Annotated in this window: 16 protein-coding genes; 8 read left to right on the forward strand and 8 right to left on the reverse strand. The window is 43.0% G+C overall.

The window, feature by feature from the left end; all coding sequences use genetic code 11:
• Positions 1–51: 51 nt before the first annotated feature.
• Both AC57BQ_RS02395 and AC57BQ_RS02400 read right to left on the reverse strand, forming a co-directional pair.
• A complete protein-coding gene (locus tag AC57BQ_RS02395; RefSeq protein ID WP_496404754.1) occupies positions 52–1602 on the reverse strand; it encodes an arylsulfatase in 1551 nt (516 codons plus the stop codon).
• 119 nt (positions 1603–1721) lie between these two features.
• Entirely contained in the window at positions 1722–3125 is a 1404-nt protein-coding gene (locus AC57BQ_RS02400; RefSeq protein WP_496404755.1) for an endonuclease/exonuclease/phosphatase family protein, read from the reverse strand.
• 472 nt (positions 3126–3597) lie between these two features.
• Between AC57BQ_RS02400 and gcvH the strand changes: the two genes are divergently transcribed.
• Together gcvH and AC57BQ_RS02410 are read left to right on the forward strand one after the other, a co-directional pair.
• Positions 3598–3984: a glycine cleavage system protein GcvH gene (gene gcvH, locus AC57BQ_RS02405; RefSeq protein ID WP_496404756.1), complete on the forward strand. Its 387-nt coding sequence runs from the start codon at positions 3598–3600 to the stop codon at positions 3982–3984.
• A gap of 164 nt (positions 3985–4148) precedes the next feature.
• On the forward strand, positions 4149–5090 hold the full coding sequence (locus AC57BQ_RS02410; protein ID WP_496404757.1) for an NAD-dependent epimerase/dehydratase family protein: 942 nt from the start codon (positions 4149–4151) through the stop codon (positions 5088–5090).
• A 317-nt stretch (positions 5091–5407) separates the two neighbouring features.
• Here AC57BQ_RS02410 and AC57BQ_RS02415 read toward each other — a convergent pair whose 3' ends face one another.
• Together AC57BQ_RS02415 and AC57BQ_RS02420 are read right to left on the reverse strand one after the other, a co-directional pair.
• The gene (locus AC57BQ_RS02415) at positions 5408–6481 is read right to left on the reverse strand and encodes a phosphotransferase enzyme family protein (RefSeq protein ID WP_496404758.1); all 1074 of its coding nucleotides are present in this window, start codon (positions 6479–6481) and stop codon (positions 5408–5410) included.
• Between the two features lie 157 nt (positions 6482–6638).
• Positions 6639–7676, reverse strand: a complete 1038-nt coding sequence (locus AC57BQ_RS02420) for a LacI family DNA-binding transcriptional regulator (RefSeq protein ID WP_496404759.1) — start codon at positions 7674–7676, stop codon at positions 6639–6641.
• Positions 7677–7708: 32 nt separating this feature from the next.
• Between AC57BQ_RS02420 and AC57BQ_RS02425 the strand changes: the two genes are divergently transcribed.
• Positions 7709–7858: a hypothetical protein gene (locus AC57BQ_RS02425; protein WP_176851937.1), complete on the forward strand. Its 150-nt coding sequence runs from the start codon at positions 7709–7711 to the stop codon at positions 7856–7858.
• A 34-nt stretch (positions 7859–7892) separates the two neighbouring features.
• Complete coding sequence (locus AC57BQ_RS02430; protein ID WP_496404760.1) at positions 7893–8303, forward strand: DUF4267 domain-containing protein; 411 nt, start codon at positions 7893–7895, stop codon at positions 8301–8303.
• Between the two features lie 69 nt (positions 8304–8372).
• Here the strand turns inward: AC57BQ_RS02430 and AC57BQ_RS02435 are convergent, their stop codons facing one another.
• The 3 genes from AC57BQ_RS02435 to AC57BQ_RS02445 all read right to left on the reverse strand — a co-directional run bounded on the left by AC57BQ_RS02435 (position 8373) and on the right by AC57BQ_RS02445 (position 10467).
• On the reverse strand, positions 8373–8645 hold the full coding sequence (locus AC57BQ_RS02435) for a DUF1905 domain-containing protein (protein WP_496404761.1): 273 nt from the start codon (positions 8643–8645) through the stop codon (positions 8373–8375).
• Positions 8646–8752: 107 nt separating this feature from the next.
• Complete coding sequence (locus tag AC57BQ_RS02440) at positions 8753–9463, reverse strand: SDR family oxidoreductase (RefSeq protein ID WP_496404762.1); 711 nt, start codon at positions 9461–9463, stop codon at positions 8753–8755.
• 77 nt (positions 9464–9540) lie between these two features.
• Positions 9541–10467, reverse strand: a complete 927-nt coding sequence (locus AC57BQ_RS02445) for a helix-turn-helix domain-containing protein (protein ID WP_496404763.1) — start codon at positions 10465–10467, stop codon at positions 9541–9543.
• Between the two features lie 301 nt (positions 10468–10768).
• On the opposite strand from AC57BQ_RS02445, the gene AC57BQ_RS02450 reads away from it, so the two are divergent.
• Positions 10769–11317: an inclusion body family protein gene (locus tag AC57BQ_RS02450; RefSeq protein ID WP_496404764.1), complete on the forward strand. Its 549-nt coding sequence runs from the start codon at positions 10769–10771 to the stop codon at positions 11315–11317.
• Between the two features lie 90 nt (positions 11318–11407).
• Here AC57BQ_RS02450 and AC57BQ_RS02455 read toward each other — a convergent pair whose 3' ends face one another.
• On the reverse strand, positions 11408–12475 hold the full coding sequence (locus AC57BQ_RS02455) for a cobalamin-independent methionine synthase II family protein (RefSeq protein WP_496404765.1): 1068 nt from the start codon (positions 12473–12475) through the stop codon (positions 11408–11410).
• A gap of 218 nt (positions 12476–12693) precedes the next feature.
• Between AC57BQ_RS02455 and AC57BQ_RS02460 the strand changes: the two genes are divergently transcribed.
• From AC57BQ_RS02460 to AC57BQ_RS02470, 3 genes are all read left to right on the forward strand, one after another.
• Complete coding sequence (locus AC57BQ_RS02460) at positions 12694–13740, forward strand: SDR family oxidoreductase (RefSeq protein WP_496404766.1); 1047 nt, start codon at positions 12694–12696, stop codon at positions 13738–13740.
• A gap of 275 nt (positions 13741–14015) precedes the next feature.
• Positions 14016–14714 (forward strand): NAD-dependent epimerase/dehydratase family protein, encoded by a 699-nt coding sequence (locus tag AC57BQ_RS02465; RefSeq protein WP_496404767.1) that lies wholly within the window; start codon positions 14016–14018, stop codon positions 14712–14714.
• A 19-nt stretch (positions 14715–14733) separates the two neighbouring features.
• Positions 14734–15852 (forward strand): MBL fold metallo-hydrolase, encoded by a 1119-nt coding sequence (locus AC57BQ_RS02470; RefSeq protein ID WP_496404768.1) that lies wholly within the window; start codon positions 14734–14736, stop codon positions 15850–15852.
• The last annotated feature ends 24 nt before the right edge of the window (positions 15853–15876 follow it).

Here is a 15876-nt window from a genome sequence, read left to right on the forward strand (position 1 = left end):
CGTCACTCGGCAGGAGCCGGGCGACTGCGAAGGTGTTTTTAAGAACAGCTACTAATATTTAGCTTCCTGTTCCAACACCGGGATAATAAACCGGCTAAGCTCCGGTGTGTGATGTTCTTTTTTTGAAATAGCAACCATCCTCTGTACAATATCGGGGTGTTGGGCTGCCACATCATTTTGCTCTTGCTGGTCCTTTGAAAGGTCGAAAAGCGACCATTTTGTGTTTCCTTTTAGCATATTTAACCGTACTCCCTTCCAATTACCAATTCTGATGGCCTGCTGACCATCATATTCGGGATACTCAAAATACAGATATTCATGCAAAGTTTGTTGCCCCCGGTCAAGTATGGCCGGTAAAATGCTCAATCCATCCACATCTTTCGGAATTTTTAATTTTAACAGATCGCAAAGCGTAGGCATGATATCAATTGTTGCCGATATCAGGTTGCTGGTACTGCCCGCCTGTATTTTCCCGGGCCACGATACGATGAATGGTTCACGTATGCCACCTTCATGAACAAATCCTTTTCCCCAGCCATATTCGCCTTTAAAGGGTCCCGCGCTTTTAAAAAATGTGGGGTCGACGCCGGCATTATAGGCAGGCCCGTTATCGGAGCAAAACATAATGATGGTATTATTGTAAACCCCGTCGTCTTTTAATTTCTGAATGATCTGCCCAACCTGTTTATCCAATAGGGTGATCATGGCGGCATAAGTAGCATGAGGATAACGCACAGGGAAATAGCTGCCCCCTAAAAATGGTTTTTCGTCACCAAATTTCTTGTGGTAATAATCAACCAATGCCTTTGGTGCCTGGAGTGATACATGCGGCAATGGGCTTGGGTAATACAGGAAGAACGGTTTTTTCTGATTGTGATCAATAAATTTCAGCGCGGCTTTTAACAGATAATCAGGGGTATAATCCTTCTGCTGATATTTTTCATAGTTTTTCTCATCAAGCGGATCCAGGTCCTTCGGAAATAGCACATTAGGATCAACAATTTTATTATCCAGCGGAACGCGGTTATTGTTTTCCCATAAATGCCCGCTGTAGTAGGTATGGTCCTGTCGTTGGCATATAAAACCAAAAAAATAGTCGAATCCCTGATTATTGGGTGTACCGGTGGTCATGGGTGCACCTAAACCCCATTTGCCAACAATACCCGTGGTATAACCGGCGGCCTTTAAAACTTTGGCAATAGTAATGGTTGAATCAGGGATGGGATATTGCCCTTCCAATGTCGGGTTTTTCTCCATTTCTATAAAATTCCATACATCGCCCCGCTCGCCCCATTCATGATTGCCACGGATAAAGGCTTTACCAGAATTTTTACCGGTCATGAGTAAATAGCGCGACGGAGCGCAAACAGGATAAGCGTAATGTTGCGTAAAACGTTTGCCATGTTTGGCTAATTCATCCAGGTTGGGTGTTTCAATTTTATCCTGCCCATAACATCCTAATTCGCCATAGCCCATATCATCTGCCAGGATGTAAACAATATTGGGCCTTGTTTTTAATGTTTTGGGCGATGAGCCGGGTTGTGCCGATGCGTTAGCATATATCCCAAGCAGAAAAATTATGATTGTAGAAACTCTTTTCATTGAGTTAAAGTTACTGAGGATCATTTGCTTAGTTATATATCTAACAAACGTTTGTGTGGTTTTTAACATGAATTGTGAGGCTGAAGCTCGCGGGAGCGAAGGTCTTGTAGATGCATGACTTAGTTGCCATAAGTAAATGAAAACCTGGGACTTATTTCGGTATAACCATTGTCGGCAAAATAGGCAACATAATAAGAACCTGAAGGTTTACCGGAAGGTAATGTTAATGTTAGGCTCCCCGATACCACTCCATTGGTATATTTCCAGGCATCGGCATACGTATTACTTGCGCCGGGTACTTTGCCGGTTTCATAGATCCCGATCCACGCTTTAGGGTCGGCAGAACCATTGGCAAAATTCACGGTAATGGTTTCGCCCGTAGAAAATTTTGTTTTGTTTAAACTAATGTTTGCCTGAGTTGCGGTTGTTTTTATTGAAAAAGTAGTTATAACACCTTTATGATCCGAGGGCCATGTACCCGTTGGCTTAAGAAAAGGATTGGTATAAATGGCATCTTCATATCCTTGACCTCTTACAATTGAACCAGATGGTCCAAACACAATAGATTCGTTTACTTTTACCCTGTTATAATTGTCGGCATAATAAATATAATCAATACGGTCGCGCTCATCGGCATCCGGTGCCCATACAAGCGATGATAGCTTGGCGCTGGTGTTAAAAGCGGCCCAGGTAAATCCAGGGTATTTTACCGGATCGGGGTTTTTAACCCGGTACGAGTCCTGATAACCTGCTCCATATAATTTAACGCTGCCTTGCCAGGGCACAATGGTGCCGTGGTGATCAAACAGATCCTTTTGAGCCTTAACCCAATCTAAATGCGAGGGTTCATTGAAATCTCCTCCCAGTATAACAATCCTTCCATTTTCCCTTTCCTGTTTGGCATCGTTTACAAAGGCGCTTAGCTCTTCGTCCCGGGTTGATTTGAGGTTGGCCGCCAGAACGCTGTCTACATTGGTAACCGGTGCGGCTATTTTTTTAAAGGTTACACCATCATAGCCCCGTGGCAGGTAACAGGCATAGTTGGTATAATCTAAATGGGCCGAGTAAAGGGTAATCTGCGTGGTAGAATTCAGGTTAACAGTGGCTTTATCGAAAGCATTGCCATAAATATTGGTTTTAAATGAAGTAATAGGGTATTTTGATACGATGCCAACGTTGTAGTCATAAAACGAATAAAAAGTATAACCTTTTGCTTTTAAAGCCGCTACAATGCGTTCATCAAACTTGGTGCTGTTATAATTTCGAACCTCACTTAAGGTGATGAGATCGGCCCCTGATTGAATAATGGCATCAACAATACCATCAAACCCATCGCTCACCGATGTGCCTTCCTGCCAGATATTTAATTGCAAAACTTTTAGGGTAACGGAGTCTGCCCCGGCTGCCTGGGTTGTTTGAGTCTTAACCGGCTTTATACCGTCTGATGAAAAAGATGATGATGCTTTTTTGCAGTTTAAAAGCACGAGTGCCGAAAGCAATGGGATTAGGTAGCTTTTTTTCATTTGATTATTCTGATTTAGATGCAAAATAATATGCCCCTTATTTGGATAATATTATTTCGATATTAATATAATGTATCAATGTTTATCTTGGTTTTTGCCGGTTTTATCACAGTGCTCCTCCTTTTAGGAGATCCTGAGTGTACAAAATTTATGATGCCCCGTTTTTTACCAGCTTTCGGCTATGTTAAAATTACTGATCATTACTTATTAAAACAGGTGTTTAACAAACGTTTGCGTTGCTTTTAATATGAAGTGATGTTCCCACGAGATTAGTGGTAGCGTATCTGGTGGGTGATGGTTAAAGCCTTCGGCTTAAATTCAGCTGAAAGCTGAGCCATGTGGCCCACTAGCCGGAAGCTCACGGTGCCTAACAGATCACTTTGTTCATTATTATATTGAACTATATTTATTATAATAACCTTTTAGATTTGTTTTGATCAATTCTTTCAACAAAACTAAAACTCTATCAACAATGGCTGTACCTGAAAATTTACGTTATACTAAAGACCATACATGGGTGCTGGTAAAAGGCAAAGAGGCAACTATTGGCATTACGGATTTTGCACAAAAAAAATTGGGCGAAGTTGTTTATGTAGAAAGCTTTGAAGTAGGCAGGACTCTTGATAAGGATGACGAATTGGGGACTATTGAATCCATCAAAGCAGTAAACGAAATTTTTAGTCCGCTTAGCGGGACAGTTAATAAAAAAAATGAATTAACAGAGGAAAACCCTACAATAATAAATGATGATCCATATGGGGAGGGCTGGATCTTCAAGTTAACCATCACCAACCCTGATCAAGTAAAAGAACTTCTTACCGCTGCTCAGTATAACGAGTTCTGTAAAGATGAAGCATAATGAATAGCTTTTAAAGTATGCAGCCTGTGGTCGGTGTTATCACGGTACCACTTGGAAGCAATCATAATAAAACCCATCATTAACAAACGTTTGTGTAGAAATTGAAGGAACTAACTGCCCCTTTTTCGGTTAATCATCCCTAATTTTCGGTTTTTAAACCGGATATGGATAGTATTTTAGTAATAGGCTCAAACGGGCAGATAGGCACCGAGTTAATTGATGCTTTAAAGGTAACCTGGCCCGCGTATCAGGTCATTAGCTGCGATATAAGGCCACGTGAGATGTTAAAGGGCGACGTGTTTGTACAAGCCGATGTTAATGACATAGAGCGGCTTAAAACCATTTTTGAGCGGTATCGTATCAAGCAGGTATATCTGCTGGCCGCGTTGTTATCCGCCACCGGCGAAACCAAACCCCGTTATGCCTGGGATCTTAACATCAATGGTTTACTTAACGTGCTCGACTTGTCGGTAGCTTACCGTGTCGAAAAAGTTTTTTGGCCCAGTTCTATCGCGGTGTTCGGTCCGGGTTCACCCAAGGATGACACCCCGCAGTTTGGCGAAAAGGATCCGCAAACGGTTTATGGCTTCAGTAAGCTGGCCGGCGAAAACTGGTGCAATTATTACCGCGAAAAATACGGCCTGGATGTACGCAGTATCCGCTATCCCGGTCTTATCAGCTGGAAAGCAGCACCCGGCGGAGGCACTACAGATTACGCTGTACAGATATTTCACGATGCCATTGCCACCGAAAACTACCAATGTTTCCTTTCTGCTGATACTCGCCTGCCCATGATGTATATGGACGATGCCATCCGTGGTACGATAGAGCTGATGCAAACCCCGTTGGAAAAACTAAAAGTATTCCGCTCGTATAACCTGGCCGGTTTTAGCTGTACCCCCAGCGGACTGGCAGCCGAGATCAGCGAACACATTCCCGGATTTACCATCAGCTACCTCGAAAACGACCCTCGCCAGCAAATAGCCGACAGCTGGCCGCGATCAATTGACGACAGCGAAGCCCAAAAAGACTGGGGCTGGCAGGCCAAATTTAACCTGGAAGCCATGACCGATGATATGATCAAACATCTGTCGCTGGTGATATAATTGAAGAACTATACCTTATCATAATCCCGCAAAATTTTCGTATATTTACGGAAAGCCAAACAGCCCGCTTCTCTTTTACCAGAGGAGCGGGCTGTTTGGTTAAGGGCCAAAGAGGAGCAAAAACAGGTTGTTTTGTATGTAGTTATTTGATAGTCAATAAATTAATACTTTTTAAAGTTTTCAAAACACATCAAAATCGTGTTAAAATTTGTTAAAAAGTGTTAAAATCGATGGTTTTGAATCAATTTTCAAGCGTTTTTAATCCATTTTTGGCCAGAAAAGTGTTAAAATTTAAGGTTTAAAAAGTTTTTCCAACATCATTTGGGCTGGCTTTGAGTCGAGGACACCATCTGCATAAATTTATCTTCGGATGCCATGTATTTTTCCAACAGGGTAAACTGGTTACGGGCCCTTAGCAGGTTATGCCCGGGATAGCTGGAACCATAGTAAATATCATTGTTCAGGTAATCGGTCAGGAATCGGATGGCCTGCATATAGATCATAAACTTGCCCGAATACACAAACAGCTCGCGCTCAGCCTCGGTAAGGCTGGTGTTCATTTCCGAAAGGTAGCCCTCCACAATAGCTGCGAAAAAATCTTCGCGCACATTGATTAGGGAAAGATCCTGCTCTTCCTCGTTGGCAGGGGAGAGGTAGGTACGCATCATATCACCCACATCGCTGATGTAGTAGCCCGGCATCACCGTATCCAGGTCGATGACACACAGGCCTTTATGATCGGCATCAAACAGGATATTGCTGATCTTGGTATCGTGGTGAACAACCCGCAGGGGTATCAGCTGGTCGTGCATGATGGATTGGTGCACATCGGCAATATCCCGGTGCCGGAAAGCCTGATCGATAGTATCGCTGGCTTCGGCCAATCGTTCGGCGCCTGCGTTTTTTACCACCCGTTTAAAAGTTTCAAACCTGCCCGACAGGTCGTGGAAGCCATCCAGGGTATAATGCAGGCCACTTACATTAAAGCCGGCCAGCAAGTTGGTGAATTTGGCAAACTGGCGGGCGGCCTCAAAAGCTTCGTCGCGGGTTTGTACCGTATTGAGGGTGATGGAATTTTTAATAAACGGAAACAGGCGGTAGTATTCGTTATCGGTATATTTTACCAGGTAATCGCCGCCGGTTGTAGGTAAGGATGCTACAAACAAATAATCGGGGTAACGCTTTGATAAGTAGTCATCTATCTTGTTGGTATTTTGGGCTATATTTTCTGGTGTTCTGAAAACGTTTTTATTGATCTGCTGTAGTATATACTCATTATCGTTTTTAGAATTGCTTATTTTCCAGGTTCGGTTGATCAATCCTTCGCCAAATTTTTCAATATGATAATCGTGAGCAATAAGGCCAAAGGATTTTAGAATAACATCAAACATTTACTAAGTTTTTTAAGGTTTTTTGAATGCTTAAACCAAACCTAATTAATAAACCGCTAAACTTTTCACGCAAACGTTTGCCTGTTTTTTTAATTGACAATCCTTTAAGATAAGTTCAAAACCGGCGCCTGATTGGAATAGTGCAGTATTCACAATTTCAATAGCTGTTTCTGGTTTTGTTTTCGATCAGTTGCGACTCTACTATCACATTGTAATAGGCCTGCACTTCATCCGGTGATTGTTCTTTGCGAGACAGGAGATCTAATAAAATATCGGCAGCTTTTTGCCCCTGGAGGTAGGGGAACTGCTCAACCGATGCCACGGGGGCATAATCCATATAGTTGATGATGGGTAAATTGGCATAACTCACAAATTGCAGGTCCTTATCCAGGTTGATACCCAGGTTGCGGGCATGTTTTATGGCGTATAAAGACACATAATCATTAAAAGTAACAATAGCCGAAGGGCGGCGTTTGTGGGCGAGCAGGCCATCCAGGGCAGCCCGGGTACCTTCTTCGGTTAAATTGCAGCCTACTATTAATGAAGGGTCAAACTTTAACCTGTTCTTGGTCATGGCTTTGATGTAGCCCTCCTTGCGTTCGCCACTGGCTGCCAGGGTAGCCGGTCCGTTAATAAGACCTATGCTGCGGTGGCCTTTTTGTAACAGGTAGTTTACGGCCTCAATGCTGCCGGTTTCCATATTGCAGGCTACGTAATGTATGTTTTTAAGCGGGGGGATACGGTCAAAAAACACAACGGGAATATTAAAACGCTTCAGCATGTCGAAGTGAGCAAATGACGATGTGGTTTTGGCCACAGATATCAGCAGACCATCAACACGGGAGTTTTTCATTTTTTCAACCAGCTGGATCTCCTTTTCTTCGTTGTCATGCGATTGGGCAATCAAAACGGTATAGTTTCTTTTGTAGGCCGTATCTTCAATAGCGCTGATAGCAGCCGAGAAGAATGCTTCAGACAATTCGGGAATAATAACACCGATGGTATAGGTTTTCCCTTTTTGAAAAGATATGGCATTCTGGTTTGGTTCATAACCCAGTTTTTCGGCCAGTGCCTGCACCTTCAATTGGGTGGTAATGCCAATAGTAGGGTGCTTGTGCAACGCCCTTGAAACTGTTGATACAGAAACATTAAGAATTTTGGCTATTTCTTTTATGGTGGCTGGTTTTCCGGTCATTATCAGTTTTAGTAATCATTAAAATTAGTAAAATGCTTTTAAACTGGCAATTTAAGCAGGGTTTTATTGAAAAAGTAGAACGTTCGAAGAGCGTAAAAGGCCATTTATCTTCACGCAAACGTTTGTTCCTGGACCCGGTCGAAACTCATTTATTAACCCAGGTGCATGAACAGAAATTTTAGGCGGACGAAATTTGTGGTATTAATTTAAATAAAAATGAAGACACAAATTGATTTTACGCCCTGGGGCCTGCGCTCAGTGTCCTGGTGGATCACTTTACTGCTGGCTGCGGGTATTATTTTTATCGGCATCCGTTTTATGATAGCCCCGCAGGTTGGTGCCACTGGTTTTGGTATTTCTTTTTCAAACGCTGATGATGCTGTTTACGGAAAAATTAAAGGTATCCGTGATACTTTTTCGGGCCTGGTATTGTTACCCTTTTTATGGATGCGTATGCGCCGGATAACCGCATGGGTATTTACCATTGCGATTATTGTACCCGCAACCGATGCGCTCATCATTCTAACAACCAACGGAATACATGATACCGCCCATCTGTTGATACATGGTGGTACCGCTTTTGTAATGATCATTACCAGTGTTTTACTTTTTTGGCGAAAAGACTGATAGGTAACAATTTAACAAAGAAAACCCGGCATGAATTGCCGGGTTTTCAAAGAGAATTATCGGAGCCTGTTAAATGCGCTCCTGAAGGTTAATAGCTACGGTATCGCCTACTTCTTTGCCAATAAGTTTACGCAGGTCGGCTTTGATGGGTAATTTGTGCGTGCCATCGCCCAGGGCCATAAAGGAGCTTTGGAATGGATGCCCGTCAACCGTGGCTTTAACTTTTACCAGACCGCGGGTTCCAAAAAAGCTAACCGAATCGGGCCAGATCAAATAGGTCCAGCCGCCTTTACTAGGGCTTTTCAACAGCGTTGCTGTGAATTGTTTATTTAAAGTGCTCATATTGTATTATTTAAATTAACAATACAAATTTAAATGAGCAACCGATGCAACGTTGGGGGCAAACACGACTTTATCAGGATGGTTTCGCGACATGATGTACTTAATATTTAAGCCATACCGCCGTCGCAGCCTACTACTTTGCCGGTCATGTATTCGTTGCCGGCTAAAAACAGGATCACGTTGGCTACCTCATCGGGTTTGCCAACACGACCTACAGGAATATTGGCAGCATATTGTTTAAAGGTTTCCTGTTTGTTTTGTTCGGGTAAAAAATCCCACCAGGAGGTATCGACCACTCCGGGTGATACGGCGTTGATGCGGATGCCGGCAAATTCTTTGGCTAAAACCGGTACCATGATCTCCAGGGAGCCATTGATAGCTCCAAGTCCGGATGTGCCGGGCATTTGGGCTGTTGCCGATATAGCGGTAACCAATGTAATACTGCCGCCTGCATTGATATAAGGCAGGGCTGCCTGGATAGTATTCAGATTGGTGAAAAACTTTTCTTCAAAGCCCTCACGGAGTACTTGTAAGGATAGTTCGGCAAAATTACCTATGCCTTTGCTGCCGCTTAAGGATATTACCAGGTGATCAATCGGCCCCTGATTTTTAAAGAAAGTGTCTAATGCTTCACGGTTGGTGCTGTCTATCGCGGCAGTCTGTAAGCCAGCTTGTTTGGCCTCGTTTAATTTATCGGCATTACGCCCGGTTACAGTTACCTGGGCTTGTTGGTTGGCGAATTGTTTTGCAGCGGCCAGGCCAATACCTGATGAACCACCGGCTACGATGATCTTTTTGTTTTGAAATGTAGTTGTCATAGATCTGCTTTTTGTATAACACAAAGTTGCAGACATATTGGAGCGATGCTATATACCGTTTTATGCTTTATCTTGATCTAATCATGCTTTGTGCGATACAGCATTGGGGTTTCCTGTGTTCCGGCTTTAAAGAAGCGATTGAAGGAGGCAGGGTCGCTGAAATCAAGCTTGTAGGCTATCTCGGCCACGGTTTGATCGGTGTATTTTAACAGCGATTTTGCCTCCATAAGCAGCATGTCCTTAATGGTGTCTGACGCTGTTTTTGCAGTTACGGTTTTTACTACCCGGTTTAAATGATTTGGGCTTACGGCCAACAATTCGGCATAGTCGGTTACCTGACGTTTGGTGAGATAGTGCATACCCACCAGTTTCCTGAAGCGCGAAACCATGGCAGAGCTATCCTGCTGTTCGGCACCGATGTGCAATTGTTGCCGCTCATAGCTCCTTTTAGCCTCCAGCAAAATGAGGTACAGGTACATTTGTATAGCTTTTTGCCGGCCTGTATTCTGGTTTCTTAGCTCGTCATTGATCCTGAAAAGAAGCTGGATGATATTATCCATTTCAGATTCGCTTAAGCGGAAGAGGGGTGTGCCGGAAACATCATAAAAGGGAAATTCTTCGCCTATTTTAACCGATGGAATGATGCTGTTTAAAAAGTCGCTGCTGAAGAGCATATAATAACCAAAGGCATCCGGACTGATGTTGTTTTTGGCGAAGATCTGGTTGGGATAAGTTAGTGAAATAGTGCGGGGCTGGTGTTTGTAATGATCAAGTCCGATCTGCATATCCAGCGTACCTTGTACGGTGACGCTCATGCGGTAAAAATCGGATTTCAGGGGACCTACAGCACCGATCAGTCCCTCGCTTGAATACATTTCAAAACCAGGTATTCGGGCTGATTTTTCCAGGTTGCTGTAACCAAAAGTAGAAGGGGTGTCTTCGCGGTGTATATGCTTAAACTGATCCAGATCATACCTGGGTATATCATCTTTCCTGCTTTTCATACTTAACATTTTGCCTGCCATGAAAATATGCAATTTTAATTGAAATTCTGATCAGTAGATCGCTTGTTATCATCTCTATGGTCATTTTTTATTAACAATATGTTTTTTCATCCATGATCATGTTAAAGCTTTTTTGAACGTATAAATACTCATTTTTTTTATTGGGTATTTATACGCTTAGACGGTTGGGTATTAAATGGCAGGTTTGTACAGTAATAGGGAATAAGAAAAACAGACCGTGAAGTTGCGTTCTTTTCTCCTGTAAAGCTTAAAAAACACCTGCATTTTTAACCTTACCATTGTGGCGATTTATAATGAGCTTCTTTCTTCCTCACAGGAAATAATCAATATCCAGATAGTAATTGATACGGATGCAATTATTGCTGATTACCCCAATCCAAGCAAAGACCCTGCGGATCCAAGCGGTTTACCACACAACTATATGTACATGGTGGCCACCAGGAGCGATGTTATTACCGGGTCTGGAACGGCAAACCTGAATATCAAAGCCAATGTTGGAGATATAATTCGCTGGCATGCTGTTTCTGAAAATAGCAATTTCGACTCAGCAGTAGTCATTTACAACTTAAGCCAATTTGGAGGTACGACAGTATTTAATAATTTAACTTTCAGTGTTTATACCCGGCAAGGTATTTTACCTATTGATCGGGCTGCGTTACCGGTAGATTTTTCTACACAGAATTTTTGGTTTAACCAGGCCAATGTGATCAATACCGGAACCGAATACTATACTGTTCAATTCGCGTTATATGTTCGCAAGGAGGGTTTTGCTGATCCGGTGTTGTTTGGCTATTACTACTGGAATCCAACAGTCACCGTACAGAATTAGTTATTTTGTTGGCCAAAGCAATAAAAGCCCAGGCTTATCCGGGCTCTTATTGGTTCAGTAAAACTTTTAAGGAAGGCTTTACTGTAGATTTCAATTGGAAAGTATTTTCTCGGCTAACCTGGTTCCGTCTACCCGGGCGCGGATTTTGGAGAACGCGATGTCCCTGGCTGTAGAAGTATCGTCACCAAAAGGAGAAAAACCACAATCATCCGTAGTACCCAATTGTTGAACAGGGATGATTTGCGCGGCTTCCAGGATCAGGTCACTGATCTGCTCTGCTGTTTCTATCCGTGGATCAAGCACATCGGTAACCCCTAAAAATACATGCTGATCAGGTTTCAGGTTTGCTTTTATCGATTCAAGAACCCTTTTCTTGTCCTTTTCGGCGGCATATTCCAGGTAAAAGTTACCTGCATGTAATTTAAACAACAAAGGGAGTAGCTCTGTGTAAGGAATATCAGCGCTGTGGGTAGAATCATGGTCGCCACCGGGGCAGGTATGAATGCCTATCCTCTTTTGTTCTTCGGCTGTAAACTTGTCCAACACCTGGTTGTTTAAATCAATAAATGCAGCAAGTAACTGCTTGCTCGGGTCTAATTTTATAGCCAGCCGGGCTTCTGTAAAATCAATCTGTACATTGTATGCCCCGTTATTCAAACAAGTTCTGATATCATAGGCCGCGTCATTAACCAGGTCTGTTAAAAATTGTTCGCGCGAATAGCCATCAATGCCATCCTGGGGATAAAGTAAACTCATGGCCGAGCAGGAAATAACGGCCTGTTTGATGGGAAGTGACGAAAATTGTTTGGCTTTTTGCAGATATGAATTGGCAAAAGTGGTATAATGGAAAGGGCCTGCCGTAAGTTTGGGTAACTGCCTGGTATGCCCATCGGCGAAAGGAATTACCACGCCATCCGGAGCAAAGCTTTTAAAACCCTGCAAAGGATAAGTTACAAAACTTGGTTTGGATTGCTCGCCATCAGAAATGACAGGCGAACCCGTAGCTTCCAATTCTTTGATGGTTTCCTGCGTAGCCTGATCAAATAACTGGTTTAATTCTTCGGCTTTAATTTGCCCGGTTCCAAAGGCAGCCATCGCTTGCTGTAAATAGGCCGGACGGGGGATGCTCCCGATAGGTTCTGTTAATAGTTTTATCATTTGGTTTAAGATTGTTCATAAAGTTAATTTTTTTAGGTATTGCTACACAGGGAATTATATAATAAATTATGGCAAAGGTTGGACTTGGACTTGGGTTAAACGGGAAGATAGAATTAGCCCTTTAATAAAAACCTTACAACAAAGTAAAATATGCCTTTTCAACAAAGTAACGTACCCTTATTTCTGCTGAACTTTGTGATATCAAAAATTTGAAAGTAATGAAAGATCCAAAATCAAAGGAATTGGTATTGGTAACGGGCGGTACAGGGTTTGTGGGTGCCCATTGTATTGTGCAGCTTCTTCAAAAAGGATACCGGGTTAAAACTACGGTTCGTTCTTTACCCCGTAAGGAAGATGTATTATCAATGCTTAAAACAGGGGGGATAACGTCATTTGAGGACCTCCAGTTTATTAAGGCGGATCTGACTAAAGATGCCAACTGGGTTAAAGCGGTTGAAAATTGTGATTATGTGCTGCATGTTGCATCTCCGATTAGTCTAAGCGTCCCGAAGGATGAAAATGAAATGATTCTGCCGGCTGTTGAAGGTACGCTGCGGGTGCTTAGAGCGGCGAGCGCTGCTCATGTGAAGCGGGTGGTGATGACCTCGAATTTTGGCGCGGTAGGGTATAGTCATAAAGACACTTCTACTTTGATCACAGAAGATGACTGGACTGATCCCAATGAAAAGGGCTTATCAGCCTATAACAAATCCAAGGTATTGGCAGAAAGGGCGGCTTGGGAATTTATGCAAAACGGAAGCGGCGGGATGGAACTTACGGTGATTAACCCGATGGGGATATTCGGCGCTTCGTTGAGTCCGGATCTGTCAAGCGGCTTCGAGTTACTGATGAGGGTGTTGGATGGGAGTATGAAAAGAATCCCGAATATTACGCTCGGTATTGTTGACGTACGTGATGTAGCTGATCTGCATATTCGGGCCATGATACATCCCGAAGCCGCGGGTCAGCGTTTCCTGGCTCTGGCTGGCGGTATTTTAACCCTACCGGAGATAGCCCAATTGCTAAAGGATAATCTGGGTGATAAAGCTGTTAGGGTATCTGCCAAAAAAATGCCCGATTGGATAGTGCGGATTGCTGCATTGTTTAACCCATTAGCGAAAGCTTTGGTACCACTGCTTGGGCGTTATAGGAATGCCAGCAATGAAAAGGCAAGAAATATATTGGGCTGGCAACCGCGAAGTAATAAAGAAGCTATCCTGGCTACGGCAGAAAGCCTGATCAAATTTGGCTCGGTGAAGGTGTGAGGTAAAATAAAGATCATATGCTGTTAAGTTTGTATAACGGCTGGGTTCAGATATCTCAAAACATGTTTTAAATTTAATGGTCAGAAATATTTAGATAAGGGACAATGTAATGACTCGCAGAAGCCATCTGAGGTATAAAGTGGGTTTACATGTAAACCCATTAAATAATATAAATATTGAGTTATTTAATTGATAGCCAGTTAAATATATCGGTGTTAACCATGAATTGTGTAAACCATGTAAACCCACTTGCAAAACTTTAAATAAAACTTTGTATGCATCATAATCCAATTAATTATACCGATGGTTCAAAACTGCGCATCATGCTCACCGGGGCTTCTGGCTTTGTGGGTGAAGGCGTATTGCTGGCAGCATTGGCTCATCCGGCTGTTGAGAAAGTACTAATGATCAATCGCAGGCACCAGGAAATACAGCATACCAAATTGAAGGAATTGATCGTCCCGGACCTCTTCGAGATAGGAAAATTTCAGGAACATCTTGCAGGCTATAATGCCTGTTTCTTTTGCGCCGGGATCAGTTCTGTTGGGATGAATGAGGAAAGCTACACCAGCATCACTTATGATATGACCATGCAATTTGCTCAAACGCTGCTAACAGTAAATCCCGCAATGATCTTCAATTTCATTTCAGGCAGCCATACAGATAGTTCTGAAAAAGGAAAAGTGATGTGGGCAAGAATTAAAGGTAAAACAGAAAACGCGCTGATGAAGCTGCCTTTCCAAAACGAATATAATTTTCGCCCGGGCGGCATGTTGCCGGTACCCGGACAGCAGCATGTAAAACCATTATACAAATTCATAGTGAAGGTCATGAAGTTTTTGATCCCCAAAAAAATAGTTAGCCTGCAGGAGCTTGGCCTGGCGATGATCAACGCCGCGATCAAAGGTTATCCGAAGAAGATATTGGAGATAGCGGATATCAAAGAACTGGCTGGTGCAGGCAATTCAAAATAATTAAAATATGGGAAAATTGATGAGAGTAATTAAACGCTTTGTGCTGGGTTTGACTTTACTTATACTGATATTAATTGCAGCAGCCTGCGCTTACACAAGCCTCCCGCAGTTTGGACAATTGCCCTCTGGTGAAAGATTGGCCGCAATAGAAAAATCGCCACATTTTAAGGATGGTCATTTCCGCAACCTGGTAGAAAAACCTACAATTACCGAGGGATACAGCATTACCGGGGAAATATATAAAACCCTCTTCAAAAATTACCCACGACGTGCACCCAAAGATTCATTGCCTTCTATAAAAACGAATTTATTAAAGCTCCCTATAGATGGTGATGTGGCTGTATGGTTTGGTCATTCATCTGTTTTTATACAGGTTGCCGGTATCAGAATACTGGTTGATCCTAACTTTAGCGGAAAAGCGTCGCCACTGCCCTGGGGAACTAAAGCCTACAGAGGCAGTAACGTGTTCACTGCCGATGATATGCTCCCGATTGATTACCTGCTGATATCTCATGACCATTACGATCATCTGGATTATGAAACCGTATTGGCCTTAAAGAGGAAGATAAAGCATGTAGTTTGCGGATTAGGTACCGGCGCGCATTTTGAGCGCTGGGGGTACTTGCCGCAACAGATTATTGAAAAGGATTGGTATGAAAGTGTTTCTGTAAATGACAGCGTCACGATTTATACGGAATCATCGCAGCATGAATCAGGTAGGGTTTTTACACGTGGAAAAGCCTTATGGATGTCATACCTCATCCAAACACCGCGGATAAAAATATACATTAGTGGCGATGGTGGCTACGATGGCCGCTTTGTGGCAATAGGCAAAAAATACGGTCCGGTGGATTGGGCCATTATGGAAGATGGGCAGTATGACAAAGCCTGGCAATCGGTTCATAACTTACCCGAAGAAGTGGTACAAGCAACACTGGACCTTAAGGCTGTAAACCTGCTGCCGGTTCACCATTCTAAATTTACCCTCGCAAAGCATCCCTGGGACGAGCCGCTGGTAAAAATTACCGAGCTTTCCCGGTCAAAGCCATATAGGCTTACAACACCCATGATTGGTGAAGTTGTTCGTTTGCAGGATAGCACCCAGGTTTTTAAACAGTGGTGGAAAGGCATTAATTAACATGGAAATATGATTTGAGACACC

It is taken from the genome of Mucilaginibacter sp. BGA-UO-ETr-C110, assembly GCF_059567985.1.

Excerpts from the sequence above, each read along its gene's own strand:
- AC57BQ_RS02395 (WP_496404754.1), bottom strand. The coding sequence starts at position 1,602 with ATGAAAAGAGTTTCTACAATCATAATTTTTCTGCTTGGGATATATGCT.
- AC57BQ_RS02400 (WP_496404755.1), bottom strand. The coding sequence starts at position 3,125 with ATGAAAAAAAGCTACCTAATCCCATTGCTTTCGGCACTCGTGCTTTTA.
- gcvH (WP_496404756.1), top strand. The coding sequence starts at position 3,598 with ATGGCTGTACCTGAAAATTTACGTTATACTAAAGACCATACATGGGTG.
- AC57BQ_RS02410 (WP_496404757.1), top strand. The coding sequence starts at position 4,149 with ATGGATAGTATTTTAGTAATAGGCTCAAACGGGCAGATAGGCACCGAG.
- AC57BQ_RS02415 (WP_496404758.1), bottom strand. The coding sequence starts at position 6,481 with ATGTTTGATGTTATTCTAAAATCCTTTGGCCTTATTGCTCACGATTAT.
- AC57BQ_RS02420 (WP_496404759.1), bottom strand. The coding sequence starts at position 7,676 with ATGACCGGAAAACCAGCCACCATAAAAGAAATAGCCAAAATTCTTAAT.
- AC57BQ_RS02425 (WP_176851937.1), top strand. The coding sequence starts at position 7,709 with ATGCTTTTAAACTGGCAATTTAAGCAGGGTTTTATTGAAAAAGTAGAA.
- AC57BQ_RS02430 (WP_496404760.1), top strand. The coding sequence starts at position 7,893 with ATGAAGACACAAATTGATTTTACGCCCTGGGGCCTGCGCTCAGTGTCC.
- AC57BQ_RS02435 (WP_496404761.1), bottom strand. The coding sequence starts at position 8,645 with ATGAGCACTTTAAATAAACAATTCACAGCAACGCTGTTGAAAAGCCCT.
- AC57BQ_RS02440 (WP_496404762.1), bottom strand. The coding sequence starts at position 9,463 with ATGACAACTACATTTCAAAACAAAAAGATCATCGTAGCCGGTGGTTCA.
- AC57BQ_RS02445 (WP_496404763.1), bottom strand. The coding sequence starts at position 10,467 with ATGAAAAGCAGGAAAGATGATATACCCAGGTATGATCTGGATCAGTTT.
- AC57BQ_RS02455 (WP_496404765.1), bottom strand. The coding sequence starts at position 12,475 with ATGATAAAACTATTAACAGAACCTATCGGGAGCATCCCCCGTCCGGCC.
- AC57BQ_RS02460 (WP_496404766.1), top strand. The coding sequence starts at position 12,694 with ATGAAAGATCCAAAATCAAAGGAATTGGTATTGGTAACGGGCGGTACA.
- AC57BQ_RS02465 (WP_496404767.1), top strand. The coding sequence starts at position 14,016 with ATGCATCATAATCCAATTAATTATACCGATGGTTCAAAACTGCGCATC.
- AC57BQ_RS02470 (WP_496404768.1), top strand. The coding sequence starts at position 14,734 with ATGAGAGTAATTAAACGCTTTGTGCTGGGTTTGACTTTACTTATACTG.